The sequence below is a fragment of the Alkalihalobacillus pseudalcaliphilus genome (assembly GCF_028610675.1).
GTDB classification, from domain to species: domain Bacteria; phylum Bacillota; class Bacilli; order Bacillales; family Bacillaceae_D; genus Alkalihalobacillus; species Alkalihalobacillus pseudalcaliphilus.
Window position 1 is genome coordinate 34,702 of the sequence record NZ_JAQQWS010000009.1, and the last position, 23,992, is coordinate 58,693.

18 protein-coding genes and 1 pseudogene are annotated in these 23,992 nt (G+C 33.6%); 7 read left to right on the forward strand and 12 right to left on the reverse strand.

Annotated features, from left to right (window positions below; translation table 11 throughout):
- Positions 1 to 8: 8 nt before the first annotated feature.
- The 3 genes from PQ479_RS16485 to PQ479_RS16495 all read left to right on the forward strand — a co-directional run bounded on the left by PQ479_RS16485 (position 9) and on the right by PQ479_RS16495 (position 3,716).
- Positions 9 to 1,673, forward strand: a complete 1,665-nt coding sequence (locus tag PQ479_RS16485; protein WP_047987087.1) for a sensor histidine kinase — start codon at positions 9 to 11, stop codon at positions 1,671 to 1,673.
- Entirely contained in the window at positions 1,673 to 2,443 is a 771-nt protein-coding gene (locus PQ479_RS16490) for a response regulator transcription factor (protein WP_273717094.1), read from the forward strand. The genes PQ479_RS16485 and PQ479_RS16490 overlap by 1 nt, the downstream gene beginning before the upstream one ends.
- 184 nt (positions 2,444 to 2,627) lie before the next feature.
- Positions 2,628 to 3,716 carry an NUDIX hydrolase gene (locus PQ479_RS16495; RefSeq protein WP_047987086.1) on the forward strand — a complete coding sequence of 363 codons (1,089 nt, stop codon included), beginning with the start codon at positions 2,628 to 2,630 and terminating at the stop codon, positions 3,714 to 3,716.
- 42 nt (positions 3,717 to 3,758) lie between these two features.
- On the opposite strand, the gene PQ479_RS16500 is transcribed toward PQ479_RS16495, so the two are convergent.
- The 7 genes from PQ479_RS16500 to PQ479_RS16530 form a co-directional block, all read right to left on the reverse strand.
- Complete coding sequence (locus PQ479_RS16500; RefSeq protein WP_047987085.1) at positions 3,759 to 5,996, reverse strand: AraC family transcriptional regulator; 2,238 nt, start codon at positions 5,994 to 5,996, stop codon at positions 3,759 to 3,761.
- A gap of 697 nt (positions 5,997 to 6,693) precedes the next feature.
- Positions 6,694 to 8,253: an extracellular solute-binding protein gene (locus PQ479_RS16505; RefSeq protein WP_053070281.1), complete on the reverse strand. Its 1,560-nt coding sequence runs from the start codon at positions 8,251 to 8,253 to the stop codon at positions 6,694 to 6,696.
- Between the two features lie 46 nt (positions 8,254 to 8,299).
- Positions 8,300 to 9,202 carry a carbohydrate ABC transporter permease gene (locus PQ479_RS16510; RefSeq protein ID WP_083991172.1) on the reverse strand — a complete coding sequence of 301 codons (903 nt, stop codon included), beginning with the start codon at positions 9,200 to 9,202 and terminating at the stop codon, positions 8,300 to 8,302.
- A gap of 18 nt (positions 9,203 to 9,220) precedes the next feature.
- Positions 9,221 to 10,183, reverse strand: coding sequence for an ABC transporter permease (locus tag PQ479_RS16515; RefSeq protein ID WP_083991147.1), 963 nt, complete (start codon positions 10,181 to 10,183; stop codon positions 9,221 to 9,223).
- Positions 10,184 to 11,482: 1,299 nt separating this feature from the next.
- Positions 11,483 to 11,923: a DUF488 domain-containing protein gene (locus PQ479_RS16520; RefSeq protein WP_047987083.1), complete on the reverse strand. Its 441-nt coding sequence runs from the start codon at positions 11,921 to 11,923 to the stop codon at positions 11,483 to 11,485.
- Positions 11,924 to 11,938: 15 nt separating this feature from the next.
- A complete protein-coding gene (locus tag PQ479_RS16525; protein WP_047987082.1) occupies positions 11,939 to 12,379 on the reverse strand; it encodes a DUF488 family protein, N3 subclade in 441 nt (146 codons plus the stop codon).
- A 41-nt stretch (positions 12,380 to 12,420) separates the two neighbouring features.
- Positions 12,421 to 13,083, reverse strand: coding sequence for a dual OB domain-containing protein (locus PQ479_RS16530; RefSeq protein ID WP_420535557.1), 663 nt, complete (start codon positions 13,081 to 13,083; stop codon positions 12,421 to 12,423).
- A gap of 630 nt (positions 13,084 to 13,713) precedes the next feature.
- Here PQ479_RS16530 and PQ479_RS16535 point away from each other — a divergent pair.
- From PQ479_RS16535 to PQ479_RS16545, 4 genes and pseudogenes are all read left to right on the forward strand, one after another.
- On the forward strand, positions 13,714 to 13,887 hold the full coding sequence (locus PQ479_RS16535; protein ID WP_273717096.1) for a hypothetical protein: 174 nt from the start codon (positions 13,714 to 13,716) through the stop codon (positions 13,885 to 13,887).
- 18 nt (positions 13,888 to 13,905) lie between these two features.
- Positions 13,906 to 14,178: pseudogene (locus PQ479_RS21915) on the forward strand (competence protein ComK); the annotation flags it as partial.
- Positions 14,179 to 14,399: 221 nt separating this feature from the next.
- On the forward strand, positions 14,400 to 15,464 hold the full coding sequence (locus PQ479_RS16540; protein ID WP_047987080.1) for a hypothetical protein: 1,065 nt from the start codon (positions 14,400 to 14,402) through the stop codon (positions 15,462 to 15,464).
- A gap of 792 nt (positions 15,465 to 16,256) precedes the next feature.
- Complete coding sequence (locus PQ479_RS16545) at positions 16,257 to 16,733, forward strand: competence protein ComK (RefSeq protein ID WP_053070280.1); 477 nt, start codon at positions 16,257 to 16,259, stop codon at positions 16,731 to 16,733.
- A gap of 1,780 nt (positions 16,734 to 18,513) precedes the next feature.
- Here the strand turns inward: PQ479_RS16545 and PQ479_RS16550 are convergent.
- From PQ479_RS16550 to PQ479_RS16570, 5 genes are all read right to left on the reverse strand, one after another.
- Positions 18,514 to 19,755: an O-antigen ligase family protein gene (locus PQ479_RS16550; RefSeq protein ID WP_273717097.1), complete on the reverse strand. Its 1,242-nt coding sequence runs from the start codon at positions 19,753 to 19,755 to the stop codon at positions 18,514 to 18,516.
- 75 nt (positions 19,756 to 19,830) lie between these two features.
- On the reverse strand, positions 19,831 to 21,342 hold the full coding sequence (locus tag PQ479_RS16555; protein ID WP_273717098.1) for an oligosaccharide flippase family protein: 1,512 nt from the start codon (positions 21,340 to 21,342) through the stop codon (positions 19,831 to 19,833).
- A gap of 51 nt (positions 21,343 to 21,393) precedes the next feature.
- Positions 21,394 to 22,485, reverse strand: coding sequence for a polysaccharide pyruvyl transferase family protein (locus PQ479_RS16560; RefSeq protein WP_047990720.1), 1,092 nt, complete (start codon positions 22,483 to 22,485; stop codon positions 21,394 to 21,396).
- A 53-nt stretch (positions 22,486 to 22,538) separates the two neighbouring features.
- Positions 22,539 to 23,546, reverse strand: a complete 1,008-nt coding sequence (locus tag PQ479_RS16565; RefSeq protein ID WP_273717099.1) for a glycosyltransferase family 2 protein — start codon at positions 23,544 to 23,546, stop codon at positions 22,539 to 22,541.
- 1 nt (position 23,547) lies between these two features.
- The gene (locus tag PQ479_RS16570; RefSeq protein WP_047987014.1) at positions 23,548 to 23,979 is read right to left on the reverse strand and encodes an FAD synthase family protein; all 432 of its coding nucleotides are present in this window, start codon (positions 23,977 to 23,979) and stop codon (positions 23,548 to 23,550) included.
- Positions 23,980 to 23,992: the final 13 nt, after the last annotated feature.

Genomic DNA, 23,992 nt, shown 5'->3' on the forward strand with positions numbered 1-23,992 from the left:
CTGAGAAGATGAGAACAATGAAGATTAAAGATTATATCGAGAAGACTTTGATGCGATACACTATGATTATTTTAATTATTATCCTTAGTATTTATCTTCTATCTCTTTTTGTTCTGTTTCAATATACAATCGTTCGTCCAAACCTTAACACCCATCAGCAATTAACGACCAAACTTGAGCAAGATTTTCATACAATACGTGAAGAGTTACACACACTTTCTCTCAAAAAAGAGATTAAACAATTTATCAAATTAGAGGTAGGTCATAGGAAAGTAAGCCAACAACTTTATGACTTACAAAATCAATTAAATATCTCCACGCACTTTCTAGTCTTGAATTCTAATAGAGAAATATTAGCTAGTAGTCTCTTAGACGAGCAAAAAAACCGATTACTTGAAGATTACTATTTCTCTACTCTGATTGAACGATTAAATAACGAACATATTTTAGAACAATCAATTGGAAACGCTTTAATTAGTTCTACTCCTAGTTCGTCTTATTTTTTATCAACAACCATTGAAGAGGCTGGACAGACGATTGGTTACCTCTTTTTCTTTGTTAGACCTATTAATCAGATTCAAAGTCAACATGAAATGACGTATGTGGTTGATTCATACAACAATATAATCGGTCAGTCACACCACTTTCATAGCGTTCCATTAGGCAAGCTTCATTTAGATGCCGATAAATCTTTTCAAATGATCGAGAATTCTTATTATTATGTAAGTCGAAGTGTGTTACATGATAGCCTAATGATGATCTATACCTTAACACCTGTGAATATCTTTATTTTACTGATTATCTATGGACTTACTTCGATGTTTGTCATGCTTTTTATAATTTTCCTTATCGCCTATTTGATTGCACCTAAGATATTAAATAAATCATTGTTAGCATTTGACTCGCTATTGGCTACGATTACCAATCATAAGCCAGACGTTCAGCATCAAACTCAGGAATTTAGTGAGTTCCAGCTCATTTATGAAGAGTATACAAATAAAATCGAGCAAATCCGAAGCTTAATTGAAACCAATCAAGAAATAGTCGAGCATAAGAAAAAGATAGAAATCAAAAATCTTGAGGCGAAATTTAATCCACATTTTCTATACAATGTCTTAGAAATGTTAAAATATGAAATAACATTAAACCCTGATAATGCCTCAGAAATCATTGTCAAAATTGCTCGATTAATGCGTTATAATACGAATCTAGGTGAGATGACTGTGCCCTTAAATGAGGACCTCGTGTATGTACTTGATTATATTGAATTACAGAAAATGCGCTTTGGTCAGAGGTTAGATGCTCATATTAATATTCCTGAAGAACACAATCAACTGCATGTGCCTAAATTAATCGTTCAGCCACTAATTGAAAATGCCATTAAGCATAATATCGAACGAGTTCATTCACTTACAATCCATGTCTATTCCGAAGTCCATGGACAAGACTTCATCATTACAATCAAAGATGACGGGTTAGGCATATCATCAACGCGCATGTCAGAAATTCATTCGCTATTAGAAGGAACAAATGAAATTGGTTCACATATTGGTCTGAAGAATACGCACCAATTAATTCAAATTCTTTATGGAGAAAATTATGGATTGTCGTTACAGTCAAAGGAAGGAAATGGGACAAGTGTATTAATTAAAATTCCAAAAGAGATTAGGTGATGTCCATGTATCGCGTTCTAATCGTTGAAGATGAACAAATCATTCAAAGAGGGCTACAATTTAAAGTAAATTGGTTAAAAAATCACTGTATGGTCATCGGTTGTGCCGATAATGGCGAAGAAGGAGAAGAGAAAATCTTAGCACTCAAACCAGATATTATTATTACTGATGTGAGAATGCCCTTTAAAGACGGCCTCGAGATGTTACGGGAGACGTATAAGAAGGTTGACTATCAGGCGATGATTATTTCGGGGTTTAGTGAGTTTGAATATGCCCAGCAAGCGATAACGATGGGTGTTCATAGTTATATGCTCAAACCGATTGACATGCAAGAGTTTGAGCAAAGCTTGGCTTCCTTAGTCCAACGTTTAAATGAGCAGAAAATTCATCACCACTTAGAGGCAAACCAACTACTATTTCAACAAATCTTAAATGTCGACTTGCTTTATCAAATTCAATCTAGTCTCATTAATGAAGCGATTCAATATATCAAGTTACAATACCAACAGAAGCTCACCTTAAAACAAGTAAGCGAAACACTAAACGTTTCAAGTGTTACCTTGAACCTTAAATTTAAAGAGTACACACAGTTTCACTTTAATGAGTTCCTCAATCGTTATCGAATTATCAAGGCCCTTGAACTGCTCCAGGATGATTCCAAGTTAGTCTATGAAATCGCAGAAGAAGTCGGATACAGTGAGTATAAATACTTTAGTAGTGTCTTCAAAAAATTTGTCGGTATGTCTCCTAAACAATTTATTGGACAGTAGGAAGTAGAGATTCTTCAGACACTCACATAACTTTGTGATATTGGCCATTTCTTATCTCTATAACCCTTTGAGTAACGTTCAATTAGAACTTCACATTTATTAATGACGAAATTCGCTTCTGGTGTTAGGATATATCTATCGGACCAAAAGTACTAATAGATTAACTAGTCAGAAGGTGTTTTATTTGAGTGCCATTTTTTCAAACTTTATAACGATCATCTTAATTCCGGTTATCATTACCATTATTTGTTCCTTATTCTTCCTATACAAAGGCGATGCTATAAAGAAAAAAAGAGCGATTCACCTTAAAAGAAAAGAGACGAAAAAGGAGCATCCCCATAATGAGGGTGACATACCCTTTGCGTATATTGGCAATCAAAAAACAAGTATCATTAGCTGTGTGGGAACAGGGACAGAGCGAATTCGCAGTAAACATATAACGTCTTTACTCAGACATGAAGCGATTACCTTACCTGAACAGCTCACACAGCGTCGCGAACAGATTGAACAAAGTCGGGCCATGTATAATACCAAACAAGTCGCTCTTCACTCATTCAAAGATTCGAAAACGGATTACGATGAGCAGCAACACCTGACATTACAATTTGTCATGTCCGATTATTATACCTATCAAGCCACCAATGCCCAATTAGATAAGCCATTCCCAAACAATACTTATCCTTCCATTAGAAGCGGTTTTTTACAGGGTGTAGACGATTGGAGAAAGCCAATTCCTTTTCTAGCGAACGGTGTTGGCGTTATAGGCACAGTGATTACCTCCGACCATCAAGTCATCTTAACGAAACGGAATAGCCATACAGGTGTACGTCCTGGTGAATGGGATGTGAGTGTTGTCGAAGCGATCGATCCCGTAGCCGATCGTTCCTCCACACAATCGGGTCCAGACATCGTGCAAAGTGTGATTCGTGGTGTGGAGCAAGAGGTTGGTTTACAAATCGACCCTGATCAAGTGCATATTCTTGGTCTTGCACTCGATATGAAGTACTACCAATGGAACTTATTCGCGACAATAAAAGTAGAAGAAACCTTTCAAGAAGTGATCCAAGTCAATTCCGCAGGGGTACATGGTTCCAATGAGATTGACCGTTACCACCGAGCGGATGTGAGCATCGAAAGCTTTGCTGAGCTTTTCCCAAGAGATGATATATGGGACACAGGCAAATGGGCACTTTACTGGACATTACTTTATGAAGAAAAACAACGCTCACGAGTGCACAAAGAGCTAGTGAGGATCTTTAAGAAAAAGGGCTAGCTTCGATTCGAAGTAGCCCTTTTCCTCGATCTTGATGAGTATTTAATTAAGCTTACGATATTCACCAGGCGATATGCCTTCTACTTTTTTGAACGATCTCGTAAAGCTGTTAGCATTCAAATAACCAACTTGCTCAGCAATGAATTTTATAGGATACTTACTTTCACTCAATAGAATTTTGGCCTCATTAATCCGACGCTTTTCTAAATAAGGGGCAAAATTTTCCCCTATCTTTTTCTTAAAGTAATGACTGAAATTTGTATAAGATAGCCCAAACTGATCGGCTACTTGTTGCATCGACATATTCGCATCCATATAGTGTTGGTCTAAATAGTTCAATACCTCTTGGATATTAACAGAACCTTTCACCGATTCATGACTCTCCCACTCAGTAACTAACTTTTCACTCATACTTCGTAATATCTTTTCAAGTTGAAGTACATCAATTTTCTTCTCTGAAATGGCATAATAATAATCTTCATTATGTCCTAATTGATTTAATTCCTTTGCTAACACATTATAAGTATTAATAAATATCATCTTTAAAACAAAAATACTACTAACTTTTGTTTTCATTAAGTTAATCAGTTTGTTTAGCTGTTTTTGACTTAGCATCGAATCACGACGTGTAAGACTCATTTCGATCACTTTTATTGTGTCAAATAATTGACTGAGAACATTAGCACTTTCTACATCAATTTGATCATAATCTACAACTTGACTTTGTTCATTCAAAATTGAGACCTCTAAAGCGGCTAAGCTATGAATATAGCTATTATTTAACCTTTCTACTTTTTCAACGGTACCTACTCCAATCCTTACATTTGAACTAAAGGTCCGAAGCTTTTCCTCTACCAATTTAGCTAGTTCTTGTTGGTCCATCGTTAAGATTAGAATAAAATCTTCATGCCTCAAACCTTTAACCAAATAACTCCCAAGTTGGTCAAACTCTGTGCCTATTAAGTCAATATAACCTTTAAGTCCAGGGAGCAATGTGATAATATTACGATCCTTTGCAAAAAAAGTAAGAGAACAAACATATTCCTTCAATTGTATTTGGTGTTCAATTGCTTGTTTCGAAACATCATCCTTAGGTAGTGTTCCATTCAAATATTGTATAAAAAAGTATTCCTTTGATATATTCTTGTTCAGCATTACTTTACTAAATAGTTCACGGTTTTCATTATGAAGACTATCAAAGGCATAGGAAACGACCTCATACTCATTCAAATTTTGGGTTGGTAGCGACTTTACTGACACTAGGGCTTTTTTCCTTAACTTTCTAATGGGCTCGTAATTTGTTCGCATAAACAAATAGATCAGTAAGACTTCAACACTGATAATGATCATAATCAACAAAAAAGTAACCGCTTTCAAGCGGGTGATTTTATGTAACACATCTTCTAGTGGTGTCACACTCATAAAAGTTAAACCATAAATTTTTGATGCTTGTAAACTGATTAAGTATCTCTTGCCTGAGAGTGTTATGAGTTCATCTAAATTCTCCCCCCTGTCTTCTAGCAGAGCTACAAGCTCATGATACTCATATTCACTTTCATGATCAGACGCTGCTAACAGCTCACCCTCTTTGTCAAAAACGAAAAAGTTATGTTGAATTTCATCATCATCATATGGCTGATTTAAAAAGAACTTATGTTCTGGAATTACTAACATTAGTACGCCATACGAATATAGATTCCGATATGGGACTGGCATTAATACGGTTACAGCGTCATATGAGCTATTAAATCTTCCATATAATTCAAGTGGCTCTGCGGATCTAATTGAGATATCTGTTAGCTGATTCAGATCCTGTAACATCATCCGTTTATCCCAGTTTGGATAATAAAAAGTACTATCAATTTCATTAAATTCATCTAGTGGATAACTTCCAGGGAAAGAATAAAAATAACTAGATTCCTTATTATAAAAGATCACTTTCTCAACAAAGGAATTGTAGCCAAACATCTTCTCCATTTCTTGCATAATATGATAGGTATTATAGCCGTGGTCCGCTCTAAAAACCGGACGATTTAATTGATTATTTCGGTGAATAGCATCCGGATAATTCCAAAAATTCTCCATTTGCATATCAATATTGTTCACAGTCTGTATTAATAATGCATTAGAACTGTCAATTGCCGCTTCCTTCATAATCGCTGTTGTCTGTGGATAGAAGTAAAAAAGTAAAAAGAGGACGGGTAATAAGAATACGGTAATATAGGATAATAGAAATTTTAATAATGCCTTTTGATGACGATATTTCTTCCATATCTTCATTTTTCTCCTCCTTTCGATTATTTGAATGTTTGTCTACAACGTTTTTTCTACTTTTATATGAAAGTTAGTGCTTCTGCTCATGTAAGTTGACCTTTCGGTCTTTGTTTTTGGTCCGTTTTTGAAAATCGAAATCGCCTTATCAGATGAATGAAATCATCTGAATGGCGGTTTCGATTTTCAAAACTTCACGCAAAGGCGTGAAGTAGCCAAGCAAGCTTGGCTAACGGTCCAAAAACACTTGGATATTGAATACTAATCCTGATGAGTTACTCCTCTCTTTTTTGTTATTTGTGGCTGTTTGTGCGGTGCGCTGAATCTTTTTGGGATTGCTCTTACGAGCTATCCCAAAAAGTGGCGGGACTACAGCCAAACGTGAGAATCCTCAAAACCAAATTGAATGAAGTTCCACCAGTTAAAGTGCCAAACACCAATTTCATCTTTGTTGGTGGCGAAGTGATTTTAGCTCCTCCATGTGGGTTTTGTATACGGTTCAAACATGCCCCCTTCCGTCACTAATTAGGTTGTACGGATATTATCTTGAGTGACTCTATGAGCATTCATTCATAATTTGATTGTCCATTCAACTACTAGCAGCTATTTAGTTTGCTTCTTCATAGACCTAGCTAATCTTTATTATTCATGTGCAAAAAACCCAGCTCTCACTGAGTTTTTTTAGCATATGACTTGCGATCTTGTTTTAATACTGGTTATCTAACGCTCCTTGATATATCTCTTGATAACGCGGCAATCCCATATTTTCTAAATTTTCAATATAATTATCCCAATCTGTCTCAATTCCTCCATTACTAATCCATTCCGCCCACTTACTCGTAATTAAATTAGTTAAATCTGTACGAATAATACTTAATTCATTATCCTCTTCTTTTGTAAATTTGACAGGTGGTAATATCCGATTGGAGTCTGGATAATAATCAGCTAATAACGTATCTTGCTCCATTCTTTCAAGTACAGTTGGTGGGGCAGCAATTCGAGAATCTAATTCATCTGGAACATACATAAGACCGTGATCTACCAAAGCATTTGTCCACTTCCACTCATCCTCACTTATATTATCGGGTGGAGTCATAACCTTATATTGATTCCCATCTTGTTCAATACCAATATCAAAAGAACCATAATAACCCTGTGCTGAAGCCTCTTCCGAATAGAATCCGTCTAACCATTGAATCGCAGCGATTGGATCCTCTACACTTGCAGAAATAACCGCTTTATTCGTTTGTGTTTTCATACCAAGTGGATCAGCTGGCCACAAAGCCTGAACGCCCTCCGTTGCACGAAATGGCTCAATAACTTCATATTGGGTACTCCATGCTCCAACTCGTTGTTCAAATGACCACCCAATTGTAAATCCAACCGTTGCCGCATCAGTAGCTTGTGAACGCGAGAAAAATTGCGACCAATCCTGTGTAAATACTTCCTGGTTAACTAATCCTTCAGCATATAATTTGTGTAAAAATGATACGAGTTCCTTATAATCTTCTGTGGCTGGCAGAAAAATATGCTCCCCATCTTTCACAGTATTATACCAGTCCGTATGTGCAACATAATTACCATAAGCACCTATTAATGCTAATGCACTGTAAGGGCCATGATCAGGTGCCCAGTCAAATGGAATCTCATCTGCTTTTCCATTTCCGTTAGGATCACCCTCTTTAAACGCTTTCAATACTTCATATAATTCATCAAAAGTTGTTGGTGTCTCTAAACCGAGGTCATCTAACCATTGTTGGTTAATCATCGGAATTACACTACTAGAAGGACGATGAGGTAATACGGCTGGCAGCCCATAAATCTCACCATCAATTGTTGTAGCCAAATCTCTTACCTCGGGCATCTCTTCAAACATTTTACTAATATTAGGTGCATGTTCTTCAATTAATTCATCCAAAGGTAGAAACAAAGAATTAAATGTCGCAATATCATCATAACCGATTGCACTAATAAACACATCCGGTAAATTGCCGCTAGCTAAGATCGGATTTTTTTGTTCATCCCACCCACTTCTGACCTCTGTCCATTCAATCTCTACCCCTGCTGCATCAGCAACATCTTGTACATAAGGGATTTCATCCATATCTTTTGTTAAGGCATTTAAAACAGCTAATACTTCTAGCTTTACTTTTCCATCTGGCGTAGTTCCTCCTTCCTCATTGGAAGATGGATTACAACCATTTAACACCATCACCAACATTACTAATACAACCAAATACGGAAAAATCAACTTCACATTCTTCATCTACCATTCCCCTCTCTCTGCTTTCATTTTTCAATATGAATAACAACTAATCCTTCAAAGAACCGATCATGACACCTTTTTCAAAATATTTTTGTACAAATGGAAATACTAGTAATATCGGAACCGATGAAACGACAATGACACCGTATTTTATTAAATCACCCTTTTGCTGTGCCGTTACGTCCCCTGTACTAAGCATTTGACTACCAGCTCCACTACTAAACGCTTGATTCATAACAAGAATTTCCCTGAGTACTAGCTGCAATGGGTATAATTTTGAATCATTTAAATAAATCAATGCCTTCATATACTCATTCCAATAACCAACCGCATAATAAAGCATCATTACAGCAATCAAAGCTTTTGATAATGGTAATGCAATCCGTAGGAAAAATTGAAAGTCCGTGCTGCCATCGAGTTTAGCTGATTCTAGTAATTCTTTTGGTAATGTCGTTTGAAAGAATACACGGGTAATGATCAAATTAAATACATTTACCGAAAAAGGAATAAGCATTACCCAAATGGTGTTAGTCAAACCAAATTGTTGGACCGTTAAATAGGTTGGAATTAATCCCCCACTAAAAAACATCGTAAATACAAAGAAAAACATTAGGAATTTTCTAGCTGTAAAATCCACCCTAGACAATGCATAACCAGCAGGTATCGTAAACAGCAAGCTGACAACCGTTCCACCAATCGTATAAATGAACGTATTCTTTAAGCCCCTCCATATCCGATCATCGTTAAAAATTTCAATATAGCCAGCGAAGGTAATGTTATTTGGAAATAACCAAATATCTCCATTCGCAACAGACGCCGGGTTACTAATAGAAGCAATCACGACAAAATACACAGGATATAACGTGACAATGACCAAAGTCGTACAAAAAAGAGCGATCATGAATTTAAAGAAAAGCTCTGAGGGAGAATCCTTCATAGTCTGATTCACTTTCATTTATCCTCCCTTCTACCACAGACTTGTTTCACTTGTTTTTTTGGCAATTCGATTGACTACAATTAAAATAATGAAATTAATCATGGTATTAAATAAGCCAATTGCTGTCGAATAACTAATCTGATTAGATAATATTCCAATTTTATATACATACGTTTCTAACACTTCAGATACTGGAAGGTTCATAGAGTTTTGCATTAGAAATATCTTTTCAAAACCAACACCAAGTAAAGATCCAGCATTCAAAATAAGCAAAATGATGATCGTCGGAACTAAATGAGGTATATCGATATGAATAATCTGCTGTAACCGACTTGCTCCATCCACCTTTGCTGCTTCATAAAGTTGTGGGTTCACGCCTGCTAATGCAGCCACAAAGATAATACTATTCCAACCAGCGTGCTGCCAAACATCGGATAGTACATAAATAGAACGAAAGTATTCAGGTTTCCCTAAGAAATTAACGGGTTCCAAACCAACCCAGGAAAATAGATGACCGATAATACCAGTAGAAGGCGATAAGAAAATGAGTATCATACCAACCACCACAATAACAGAAATGAAGTGTGGCATATAGGCAACAGTCTGAATCATTCTTTTTCTACGTGCGTGTCTAATCTGGTTAAACATTAATGCAATAAAAATGGGAATGGGGAAACCGACAATAAGCGAGTAAAAACTAATTAGAAAAGTGTTACGCATTAAAGTCCAGAATTGGTGAGATTCCATAAAACGTCTAAAATAATCCAATCCAACAAATTCACCACCTGTAATACCACGTGTCGGATCAAATTCCCTAAAAGCAAGTTGCAAGCCATACATCGGTACATAATTAAAAAGTAAAATGATAATAAAAGCAGGTAATACCATTAAGTAAAGCTGATAATACAAACGAATATGCCCGAGCAACTGTTCTTTTCTGCTTTTCCTTTGAATACTTAATTTCTCTTTTGGCTCTAAGGGTCGAGATAACATCTATTACTTCCCTCCAATTCAAAAAACACTATAACCAATCGTAGCCACACCCTCCCTTATTCAGCTTTTTTCCATGTGACAATCATACTTGTATTGCCCCCATTATGCTCTTGAGTACTCATCATGTAAACGCTCACATTTTAATTTTCTATTCAATTATTGAAATCTCAAGATTTGAATAGTCTTCAAAAAATGTATAGTCTGAACTACTGCGTCGGGTTAGAGAATGATGGAATGGAGATATGTTTAAGAATAGGATGAGTTCCCAGCACTTTAAATGTTTAAAGGTTAACACCTAGAGAAGTGGACCGTTTAAAGCGTGACTAAAAATGAATTATACCGACACACTACCATCGCAAAAAAGTCAGCCTCTCGATAATATTTGACATATTGACAAAAAGTGAAATGGCTACTAAAACTACCTGAATTCCGCTACTACGGAAAACAAACTACCCCTCTTCAACACATGACAATTAAGTATCTTTTCAATTAAATATTCACCAAACTCCATTCATTCAAATGAATTAATATCCCATAAAAAAATAAGCCCACAATTGGGGCTTATTTTTATCCGCTCTGTATTTTATAAGGCTTATTAGCCCTATAAACCGGAGTCGTTGTCGATAATTACGACCATTTCAAATACTTTACTGGATACGACGCTATCCATCAATGTTTCAAAAACAGAATCCCCCATGGTGAAGAGTATATCCCTGAAAATAAATGCAGCAACTCCAATCAAAATTACTGCACAAATTAAGGAAAAGTCATATAATGTTTTTTTTGATTATTTGGATCTAACATTTTGATCTCACCACCCTTTAATTTACTTTTATTTCCATTTAATCATATCATTCATAATATCAGCAAGTAAACTAAGTGAGGGAACTTACGCTAACAATTTGTTTAACTAGATTACCTTTAAATAACTTGACATATAGTGCTTTTTTTGCTGAAAGTGTCGTAAACGAGGGCCACTTTACATACGCCTTGCAAGTTCAGAAAAACTTTTTAAAGTTTTTAAATTTTTATATTTCTTCCTGTCCATTTCCATAAATTCCAATATAGTAGAATAAAAAACTAGACACTCTTACCATATACTGCAACGAATATGTATAAAGATCTATTAGTAGGTAGGTTATTGTCACCTGATGGTGCAGTGCGGCAGTATTAATTGTGAAACGAAGAAAACTAGTTGCTTAAGGACGTAAATAAGCAAGCTAGATTAGAGTATGGCAAAATAATCTAATCTAGCTCGCTTTTATATAAATAATGAATGTGTCTTATACACGGAAGTTTTTACAAATGATGAATCGTCGTATCATCAATGGATTCTTGAACATATTCAGCTAACAATCGACGATGGCAATGCTCAGATTCATGCTCACTACATAACAAACAAATATGTTCACCATCCATCAAACGCTTAACTAATGGCAGAATCTCACGCTTTTTTATTAATTTTAAATAATCTTGCTCGTACTGTTCCCAACTGATTTCCTTCTTTTTGTAATGCTTTAGAATGTCATCAGTGGGAGCCAATGTTGGACAATGAACATAATCAATATGAACAAGCTCCAAAATGTATTCTAAGTCTTGTTTTTTTGCAAAACCCGATAATTGGGAAGTATTATGGAGCCTTGTATCAACAAGTCTAGTTACGCCCGATTCTTTCAAGAGACTTATAAAATGCCTTAATGATTTTTTCGAAAAACCAATCGTACTAATCATTCGTCCCATAAGCACTCCCCTACTTTATTTAAATAATGGTAACTGTTCACTTTTTATTGGATTAAGTTCAATCGGTTCAATATGAAATTGCCTAAAAAAGTCTGCCACTAACCTTCTGTGACAATAACGATGATCATCACAGAAACAAATGAGGACGATATTTTTGCCGATTAAAAGACGCTTGTAAATTTCACGAAGACATTGTATGGATTCTTCATTTTCTAGTTCTTGTAGAAATAATTCCTCATACTTGGGCCACCACTCTTTAGAACTGCTACCTTTCCAATGCTTCACAAATCGTAAAAACAGTTCTTTTGAGGGTGATAACTGCTTGACTAACAAAGTATTCGGAATTTCTACCCCGGCTCTCGTAATTTGCCATAACTCTGCTTGTTCTTCTAAATATTTTAGACCCGCTGGGTTTGAAGTGAATAACTGTCCACGAGGTTTGTCGAACTTCTTCATCAAACGACACCCCTTTTAACTATTTTGTCATTATCTTAGCACTAATGAGGATAAGAGTCTAATATCGGGACATCAGGGTCCGTGATCAGACTAATGATCATCGGATACTCTTTATAAATATCTTTTTTTGGCTCTTTTCTTGCCAAGCCGATAATGGCATAGATGGAACGATAACTGTTTGGAATTTGAATTCCCTTTAAATACGCTCTCCATTTCAAATCAGTAACTGGAAAGCCTTTTGTGAATGTCGTATTTCTATATTTCTTACCTTTATATATAAAAGTGATACGAACCTTTTCCTCTACCTGCCTAAATTCATCAATCTTAATCATACATAACGAACGACCACGTGCATCCAAAGTATCTAATAACTCATGGTAAGATTCTTGGTGACTAGATACAAAATTGATTAGTGCCTTATTTGTAAGCTGATTGACTAGTTGAAACGAATTAAATCTTTTTATCCTGATATCTTCAGTATGTGCAACAGATAGTTTATCTGTTTCTGTTTGATAGTTAGTAATAGACCAGACATCACCAACTTTAACCAACTCGCCATTCTCATAAGCAAGTGAAGAAAAAAATTTAGACTCTCTATCAGGGGGTAACGGTCTAACCCATTCCCCATTTTGGTCCATCCCTGCAATACAGTATCCAGAATACGTTTTGGTCACAGCTAAGACTGTAAATGTGATTTTATTAATATAATTACCTCCTCCATTTAATCAAACAACAAATAACAGGCTATATTAACTAAGCCCTTTTTACTATATTCTATTAAACTTCTATATATCCTTCTTTCATAAAGAGAAATGGAAATCAACAGTCTTTAATCACGCCACTGTGCCATTAAAAAAGGTAAATGAACCGCTCTCTCACTATGAAATTATTCAATTCAGAAACATGATTCATATGCCATGCTTTTAGATCAATAATCCCATGTAATATAACTGTTTGCTTCTGAGTATCCCTCAAATAATCCGACCTTCTTAAAGGATCGGATTATTTGGATCTAAACAATAAAGTGGCCCATTATACCACTTAAAACTTATGAAACGAGTCTTATGTGAGTCTTTATTTTCACCTATTAACAATTACGCACTATAGTTCGTTCAAATCTTCTTATCAATATTTGATGATAATTAAAATCGAGTCAGGTCACACCACGATGACCTTCCATATTTACTTCCTCTTACGTAACTACATAGGACAAGAGAAATTCAATAAACACTAGGAAAAACTCGATGAGCTAACCATGAAATTCCTACATCGTCACGAAAATAACTACATTTCCCTCGTCAGACCGAATCCACGAAAAAAAGGAGAATAATCAAATGCCACCAACTTCCCTCTCTATTTACGAACCAACCATGGACACTTTGTATATCCGGCATGGCTATAAAATCGGCTACGAAACCTATGTAGAAGAAGTGGTCGCTCGCTACTACGTCGAACAAACGACACAGCCAATCATCAACCAATCCTGCCTCGACGGTGGCTCCACATAGGACGTCCGTAAAACCGCCGTCATCCACAACACCGGCATACTAACCAATGTCCCAATGCCACTAAATCCGAAACAAAAGCTCTACGCCTTTCTAACCCACTCACCTCAAGCACCCGAAAATACCTGGCTATTCTTCCACAATGTCCACAGTGATTGTAAACACCCAACAGACCGGCTCAAATCAATTGTGCAATTTGTTAACCGAAAAGATCTGATCCTAGACATCTCCTATCCATCACTTGAAAGGCAATTGCATGGGACTTCTTTTTGTTTGTGGCGGTTTTGGAAGTGATTTGATTGGAGAGGTTTGTGAAGAGTACGCGTTGGCTCAATCGTCAATGATTGCTTTCGATGGATCAAAAGTAGGCACAGATGAATCAATCTGTCTACAATATTCAACTAAATCCAGTTCAAGAGAAATAGGATAAAATACCTAAATTATTTGGAATCACAGCCGAAATATATATAGATAGTAATAAAAACATCATTTGTATTGAATGGGGGAATATTGTAGTGAATAAAGAAATATTGAAATTGTTAGGTGTTTTAATGATAAGTGTGTTGTTAATGGGGTGTAATTCGAAAGCAGATTTATCGGAGTTTGTTGAAGTGAATTTTAGTGGCTATGATTCTATGGGAAGTGCTTCATTTTTTGTTGATGAAGAGAGACTAATACAGCATGTGTTTGAGGTTTCTGGCGAGGAGTTTTTTAATCTTGATTACGATACCATAATAGAAATAGAGGACATGCTAAGTTCTTATCAGGTTACTCTAGATCGAGAATTGGATTTGTCTAATGGTGATGAGGTCATTGCCTCTATCACTGTTGATGAAAACAAGTCCAGTAAAATAAAAGGTAAAGATGAAGTGAAATTTACAGTTGCTGGACTAGAGGAACCTAGTGAACTGAGTGATGAGGAACTTGAAAAAAATATTGTAGTCAATTTTACAGGTGTAAGTGGCAAGGGGAATGTCATCATTGATACTACCTTTGCAGAGCCTTTAAGTCATTTAAGATTTGAAGCGGTACAAGATGGAGATATTCATAATGATGACACGGTTACGGTTATGTTAACAGATGAATCAAGAAGTTCTTTATCCTCATATGGTTACGTCCTATCAGGGGAAGGGAAGGCAGAATTTACTGCAGCAAACTTAGACGTTGTGGCAACAGATGTATCCCAAATTGTGAACGTAGAAGATATTGAACGTTTAATAAGTGAGGGAATTAATCGAGAGTATCAAGATTCACCATGGGATTTCTATAAATATGAAATTAAAAAGGAGCATACTTTATATCGTCAGTATAAACGTGATGATGAAGAAGTCAATTTCTGGACTAGTGGGCCAAGTAATGGCACTTTAGTAAATGTCTATACGATAAAAAAGATAGATTCGGATGGAGCATTAACTGAACAATTTACCACTATTTATGGGTTTACAGATATTATTTTGGATGAAGAAAATAAAGCAAATATAGCTCAAATTAATGAGTACTACAATATGTATGATCAAACATATTCATTGGAATCTGTCGTGAAGCTAATGGAAGGTCATGGTTATCAACTTGTGGAATGATAGTATAGTGTGTTTGTTAACGGATTTGGCTGTTGAGTTAAAGGTAGTAGAAAAATTAACTTATCTTCTTTATGAAATGTAACAGTAGACAGCTGTATGAATCAGATACTAATTCTTACATGTTTAAAAGTAATCTAAACACACTAAATTAATTGTTTGGATTTTAAAACTAATCATCGCTCAACCCCTGCCTTTTATGGGGCAGGGGTTGAGCTAACTGTTAGATTTTTCACGGATGCTTACATTCACCATCCAAATGTCGATATCATTTAACTACTTTACCACCTGGTAGTTAATTTTCTTACATTAAACAAAAATAACTATTAAAAATTTCATTAAACTGTAATTTTTTTACTAAATTAGTTCTTTTTTCATGTTACTATATTAGTAATTGAGTTATAGGAGGTGAAGTGGTTTAGCCTTTTTTTATTGTAGGGTATTGGTTGTGAAGTTATGGTATGGGAAGGATTCAAAAGAAAGGATAATTGATTTAAAACAGCGTTACACAACTAGTCCATCATTGCCTTATACGTTTAGAAGTTTATAATATGAACTACATATCTATTTGAACCATACTAATGCAAAAAGAGACCTTATCCAGATGGACCTATACATACAATATCTCTTTAAGCTGCTGGATACCATCTGTCTAATAGACTAGTATTCAATTTTTTTCTGTAGTCATTATTCACTGCTAGACAATCTTCATGCTTACATAAGATTAAATCTAGACATCCTTTCCATTATTCCTTTTCATCTAGCTTCAACTATTATTTGAGAGGGGCGCGACTAATGGGAAATGGGAAAATATTAAGTATTTATGAGCCTACTAACGATACACTGTATTTTCGCACTGCTTTTGAGTTTGATTATGAAACCGAGGTAAAAGAGTATCATCACGTATACAAAGTCAAGCAGACGGATAAACAGATTCTTGACTATGCATGCCTGAAGGGTGGTGCCACTTATGAAGGAAGAAAACGGGCGGTTATTCATAACACTGGGATACAAAGCAAAGTCCCAATACCAGTCGACCCGTTAAGGAATCTTTATATCTTCCCTACTCACTCACCTGAGTCTGATGCTAATATTTGGATTGTCTATCATAACGTGGATCGTTATATCAAGCATCCTACAGACAAGACAAAATCTATTATTATATTTAAGAATCGTGAACAATTAGTCCTCGATGTGTCTTACTCATCAATTAAAAATCAGGTTCATAATACCGCTTATTGTGTTTCTCGCTTCGGAAGAGATGGTCACTAACCTATAATGAAGTAGGTATTAGGCTAGCTATGAACATAATGACTGATCACCATTTGTTCATGGTGGCCTATCCTGATAGGAAGTAACTCACCATCCTCCCATAGAGTTTCTCAATTTAATAAGACTTAATCAAACAATCTCTATAATTAAATGCTTTACCATAAAAAATAATACGTACTAAAAGATACGGTCATTTTGTCCCACTAGATAGGCAGTATCGATCTTTGGGTTATAAATAGGCATTATGAAATAAAGTTACTATCATCTATTACTTTCTTTCCATCATAAAAAAACAATACAGATTCAAATGCTAAATATCTATTATAGAGTGAACGTCCCCTATGATAAGGTCAACTTCCTCTAATTTGACCCCTTCACTCCCTCAGAAATGATGAACTTATGCTCCTCTCCACCAGTTCAATCATATTAATAGGCGAGCCCTTCGCTAGGGCTTGCCTTTCTTATTTTTATCAACTATTACATATGAAAAAAGAAAGTTCCCATCCAAATAGGATTTTAGAAAAATTTGAACAAGCTAATTAAATACTTAACGTTAAACTCTATATTCAAGTGAGACGTTTACGTTCCACTTCCTCAATCAGAATTTAAAAAGGGAATTATAACCCAGTGCTCCCCATACATTTCTAGTTGATTGGGAGAAAGTTCATAAGTAGTTAAATAAAAAAACCTTCGCGTTAATGTTATTACACTAATAGTTCACCACATACACACTTAAACTGTATAGTAAGATGTTACAAAATCATTATAATATGTTAAAACCCCCACCTTTACCTTATTTTATATAAATTTTACATTGGAAAAATAGCAGTTTAATAAAAGTTATATACATTTAAGGTGAGGAGGGATATCATGAGGCAACTATATCTAAATCTAAAATGTCAGTTTCATAATCACCTCAGTAATTACTACATAGAAAAAATGTTGACCGAGTCATCCTATCATTTAAAGTTGAAATATTTGCGAAAGGCTAGTATGCATAACCGCGTATATCTGAAGATTTTACTTCTTAATTAAAGTAATAACAAGCTTGGTTTAATTCTAGAGTTCTTCGTTAGAGTAAGAAAAATTTGGGGGTAAGGGTATACTACCTCTAAAACTTCAATTAATTTTCTTCACTAGCCAAACCTTTACGCACATAAGGTAAACTGTCCAACCTGATTTGTTGAATTCTCCTGAGTCTTAATTGTTGAAAACTGTTGATTCTAGTTTAACGTTTACTTGATGACAAGTGGTGCATTTTCAAATACCGTCTCATACATTTCCACTTGCCAAATACAGTTTCTCAGGGAGGGGTGTGGGCTCAAGCCCTATATTATTCATAACTTATCTAGTTGGTCCATGCCTAATTTCTTGACACACTTGATTACATCAGAAGTGGTCTTCCTTGAATGATCAGTGCTCAAACTAACGCTCCTAATATTTATTCCGTAAAGTTAATTTCAAAAATATTATGATAATTCTCCATAAAAACCTCCTGTATGTGTCATGCTTAACCACATGCCATACACAGGAGGCTTTATTTATCTTTAAATTCCTTCCTTGCATTTGGTGCACAGTTGGACCAATCAGGATGCAATATGCACATGAATTACCACTGAATTAGAGTATTGAAATACTCCTCATCATTTAAAGCTGAATTTATGGAAAAAATACACCATAACAGACTGTTAACTATATATCATATCAATTCAAATAATTGTGTTTTCCCCTTGATTTCCCATCTATTACTTAATAAACGGAGAATATATTATAAATTACATTAATTCTCTAAGTTTGCTTTGGTTAATATTTTCTCTAGAGATAAAATTATTCCTATAGCCGCAAATAAACTTAGGTGATCGAAGCCTGTCTCATTTATTAGTGCCACAGATAAATAAGCCATTAACCAAGTAAATATTGCTGCACCTGCTGATTTTGAAATTATAAATTTAGCTTTCAATGCTGTAATTATAATTCCGACAATTATTGTAATGAAACCAATTAACGCTAAAATACCAAAATGTAACGTCCAATTAATTAATACATTGTGAGGGCCATGACCTGTGGACATATATTTTCTATAATCCCCATGTAGCTCCCCAAATAAAATGTAATCATACCAGTTACTAAGGTATGCTTTCCATATTATAACTCTCATCTCATTATCTAAATTAACTCCACCATCTAACCTTTGCATTAAACTCTCAATTGTTTCAGGGAAAACAACGGTTATAGAGGCACCCATCAAAGCTACTAATATAAATATCTTAATATATTTTTTTATATTATTTGATAAAATAGTATATGTAACTACGGAAACAAATAATGAAATAAGAGCAGCCCTTGATAATCCAGCAATACTACCGAAAATTAACAGTAAAAAAATAGTTAAATATAAATTTCTCTTAAGTTTAGAATGTTCAAAGGTTGAGATTGTAACAAGTAACCACCCAACAGAAATATATGCAATTACTGCTGAATTCCAAAATGCACCTACAAATGTAAATCCATTCAATTCTGTAACTCTCGTTCCTATCATTTCAGGATGTAATATTAATGGTATTATTACAGAGAAAGTCAATCCAATGGCAATAGCTAAAGTTACACTTTTTAACATTTTGATACTTTTAATAGTTTTTATAAATATAACCATTAAAAGTAAACCTCTACCAAAATTCATAAAATCCGAATAATATACTTGCCCAGGTAAAAATTGATCAGGGAATTGCATAAACAAGATAATGAATTTTAATATTACTGCACATATTAATATTGACCAATAAGGAAAAGAAATAAATATTAATCCCTTATTTTTAAATAGAAACTTAAATATTAGTATTACACTCATCAACACTAATAATGAATAAAAAACAAACACAAACCCTCTATACACTGTTCCTAATCCCATATATAACAAATAATCTCTTGAATTAAGAAACCCTGCAACAAATGCTAATAATATCACTGCGTATTTATAATCAATACCTTGCTCTTCATACTCTAAATAACGGTCTTTTGGCATTTTATAGCTCCCATTAAAACCAATAATAATTATAGTAAATAAACGGTGCTAACTCTTGCAGCCGTATACACATATTCACTTTTTAAATACTCTTTTTATTTCTTTATTAATTAAATCCTTTTCACTCTTATTCATTCCGTATATATACATAATAACACCATATATTATACAAAATATTAATGCATTAATAGAAAATCCTAACCAAGTAATCTGTGAATTATCTAATAAGAAATATCCAATTAATATAGATGTGATTAATGATATTAACAACTTATGAGTTAACCCTTTAAAAAAAGCAATCATATCTAGTCCAACTTTATAATTATAATATATATTCATAACTATAAGGTTACCAACTATTAATGATAAGGTAGTTCCAAGCGTTGCACCTATGACACCATATATTTGAACTAAATATATACTAATACATAAGTTAATTAATGAGATTATAAGGTAAGTAATTGCTCTAAATCCATGCATATTCTTTGCTTGTAAGATTGTTATACCAATAGTTTGTGTCAGCACCACCGAAAGAGGAATCATTACTAATAATGCTATATACCATGATAACTCATACCCGTTCCCTAACCACAATTGAATAAAGCTCTGCCCAAATAATAGAAAACCACCTAAAGCAAGTCCTAAAACGATAAACTGCAGCCTACCTGTCCTTATTAATAATCTAGTCAACTCATGACTAGAAGCATTTTTAACTATCATTTTTGTTACTTTAGGTAGAAAAACACCTGATATAGCTGTGGAAAAATTAATAAACAATTGCCCAAAAATCATTCCTATTGCAAAAATAGCTACATCAGTTGTACTTGCATATATTCCCAATACTAAATGGCCGATTCTCCAATAAATTTGATCAACTATTACACTTACAAATATTAAAGAAGAATAAGATGTAATTTCTTTTATTAACTTCATATTAAATTGATGTAATTTAAAGCGAACCTTTAATTTAACAAATACATATACTATGCTTATAAACATCATTATTAAGTTTAAAATTGCATCAACTAGCACAATTGCAATTGCATTAAACCCTAAAGATAATAATAATAATATAATTATAGCTCGTATTATTAACCTAATAATTACTAATGATTTTGGAAATGCAAACCTCTCATAAGCATTTATTATTCCCGTAAACAACTTCATTGGCAAGGTAAAAGCTAACGTTATAACAAGAATTAAGAACATAATTTTTGCTAATTCTAATTCATTCGCTGATAATGAACTAGAAAAAATATAGTCTATGTTAAAATATATAACAGTACCTATTAAGCCTACTAAAACCGATATAGCGATATATATAATTAAAGTCGAAGCTAAAAAGTTTTCTTCCCCTTTTTTATTCTCTTCCGCTCGATACTTAGATACAAAACGAACTGTTGCATTTCCTAGCCCAAAATCAAGTACAGCAATATAACCTACTAATGCACCTATTAACATGTATAGCCCATATTCTGATTGACCTAAATTACGTGCTATAAAAGGTGTTAAAATCAGATTAGTAAGGTTACTAACAAGGATTGTTACATATGATAAGTAAACTCCATATTTTAATTGGCTTGCCATCGAAAATCTACCTCTTTTATGATGACTATTTAATTATATAAATAGTCTAGTCTAATTTATATAATTATCTAGCTTGGCAAAATGTCGCTCCGAATCTATCTTCTGTTCAGTAATGTCAATTACTTCATTACCCATACACTCTAGAATTAGGTCTGGATTAACCGAAGACATGTCTTCTAATTTTATATATGGTCCTTTAAAACCTATATCATCAATAATATTCTCCATTTTATTACTGTATGAAATAGGGAAGACTGGGATTCCATATAACCAACCAAGTATCATTGCATGAAACCTTGTTGCTACTACCAAATCTGCCTCAGAAATAACTTCTAATGATTTATCTATATCTAGATCATAAAAATGAGTTTTTATACTAATTTTGTACTTTTCGGGTATCAAGTTCAGGATTTCATTTATAGCAATTTCGTCACCTTCAGGTTTACAAAATGATACCATGGTTACATTATGTCCATTTTTAATTAGATGCAATATTATACTTTTAATACCATTATAATAGGTCTTATCGTATCCTTTTATATGTTTCTTGGATGGTTTAATAACTGAAATAACTATATTCTTAGTATTATTATTCCTTTCAGTTTTTTTGTCCACCTTCATATTAAAAATAATATCTGAGGCGTATCTCACTTGATTCAATTTTTCGAATAGGTCGTAAGAATATTTTTCCCTAAAACAGATATCTGTAAAGTTACTAAAGAGGTTATAATACTTCTCATAATACTCTTTTGTTTTATATGGTCCAAAATTTGCTCCAATTAAGAAAAAAGGCTTATTCTTTATGTACATTTCTTTTTTGAATATGTACTTTTCTTTCCAATTGTCGTACTGCATGAATAGAGAACCACCAATATAAATACTGGCATCACACTTTTTAGCTATTCTTCTTCTATTGTAAACATAACTAATTCCCAATTTTCTGAAGGAGTAATTAATTACCTTATTTAATATAGAGTTACTTCGATATACCCTTAAATTTTTATATCTCTTTTTTAATTTGTTATAATTTTCTGGTGCATATAAAATAAATTTGGTATTCGGATATCTTTCGCACACCGACTTTATAAATAAATCATCTCCTAAATTAGTCTTAGTATAAGCGTTAAGCATAATTGTCTTCATTTATAACACGCCTTTAATTAGAAATTAAATTATTTTTTATTATAGTTTACAAATTACTTTCTTACAATTCCCTTTATCTTAGAGTATAGAAATAAAGAAACTACTAATTTATTGCTTATTAAAAAGCCATATAGTTTAGTTGATAATTTCTTCTTTTTAAAACGCCCCACCACATCATTGACTGTCTTATCTGTTACTATGCCTCTTAGCTCATTCAATTTTTCTGATGTTGTTAAGTCACTTGAATTTTTATTAAGATTCGAAATACAAGAGATAATCTTCTTTATATATAATTCTTCTACTGCTCCTTTATTTATTTTACTTAATGAATTACCTTTTTTTAAAAAATCAATCAGCCTTTCATGTATATACTTTCTTTTTACAAACAAATCAGGCTGGAATTTTTTTGTAATAGAATTAACATTATATTTAATATGATTATAGATTTTTTCATTCACAAATGTTATTTTATTTACATTATCCATATAGTCAATATTAAATATTAAATCCTCTCCTATGTTCAATTCGTTATTAAACCTTACATTTTTTAATAATTCTCTTTTATATAATTTATGCCATGTATAGTGAAATAACTGCTCTTTAAGAAAATATGAAAATGATGTCATAAACTCACTTTTATTAATTGTACAATTATTCTCAGGTATTACTTTAGTATTTTCTTTATTTTCATTTACATACACATTTTCATAGCCAGCAATTACAAGATCACTATTATCTAAATTGCCCACTAATAATTCAGTCGTATTTTTTTCTAAAAAGTCGTCAGAATCTATGAATTGGATATATTGCCCCAGAGCATTGTCTAACCCCTTATTTCTAGCATAAGAAGGTCCCATATTATCTTGATAAATATATTTTATCCTTGAATCTACCTCTGCAAAATTTGTAACTATAGATTTACTATTATCAGTCGATCCATCATCTACTATTATTAACTCTAAATTATTATAAGATTGTTTCAAAACGCTATTAATACATTTTTCTAAAAATTTTTCCGAATTAAATATAGGAACTATAACACTTACTAAAGGTTTACTCATACTAAATTGCCCCAACAGAAATCTTATTTAAAACCTCTCTAAGCTGAGATGAAGAAGTACCTTTCGTATAAGGAAAATAAACTATCTCAACACCTACTTCACTAAATTCCTCTTCAAATTTATTCCATTTATCTGTCCCTTTCCAATCATCCCCAACAAACATTACATCGAATTTGTATTTTTCCCAAGCTTCCATTTTATCCATATTGATTTGAGGAACTACTTTATCAACATATTTTATATTTTCAACTATTTGCATTCTTTCAGAATGAGGGATGATTGCTTGTTTCTTCTTATATGAAACTAACTCATCAGATGTAACTCCAACTATTAAATAATCACAATTTTCTTTTGCTCTTTTTAAAAGATTTAAATGACCAACGTGGAACATATCATACACACCAGTCGTATATCCAACTTTATAATTTTTCATGACTAATCTCTCC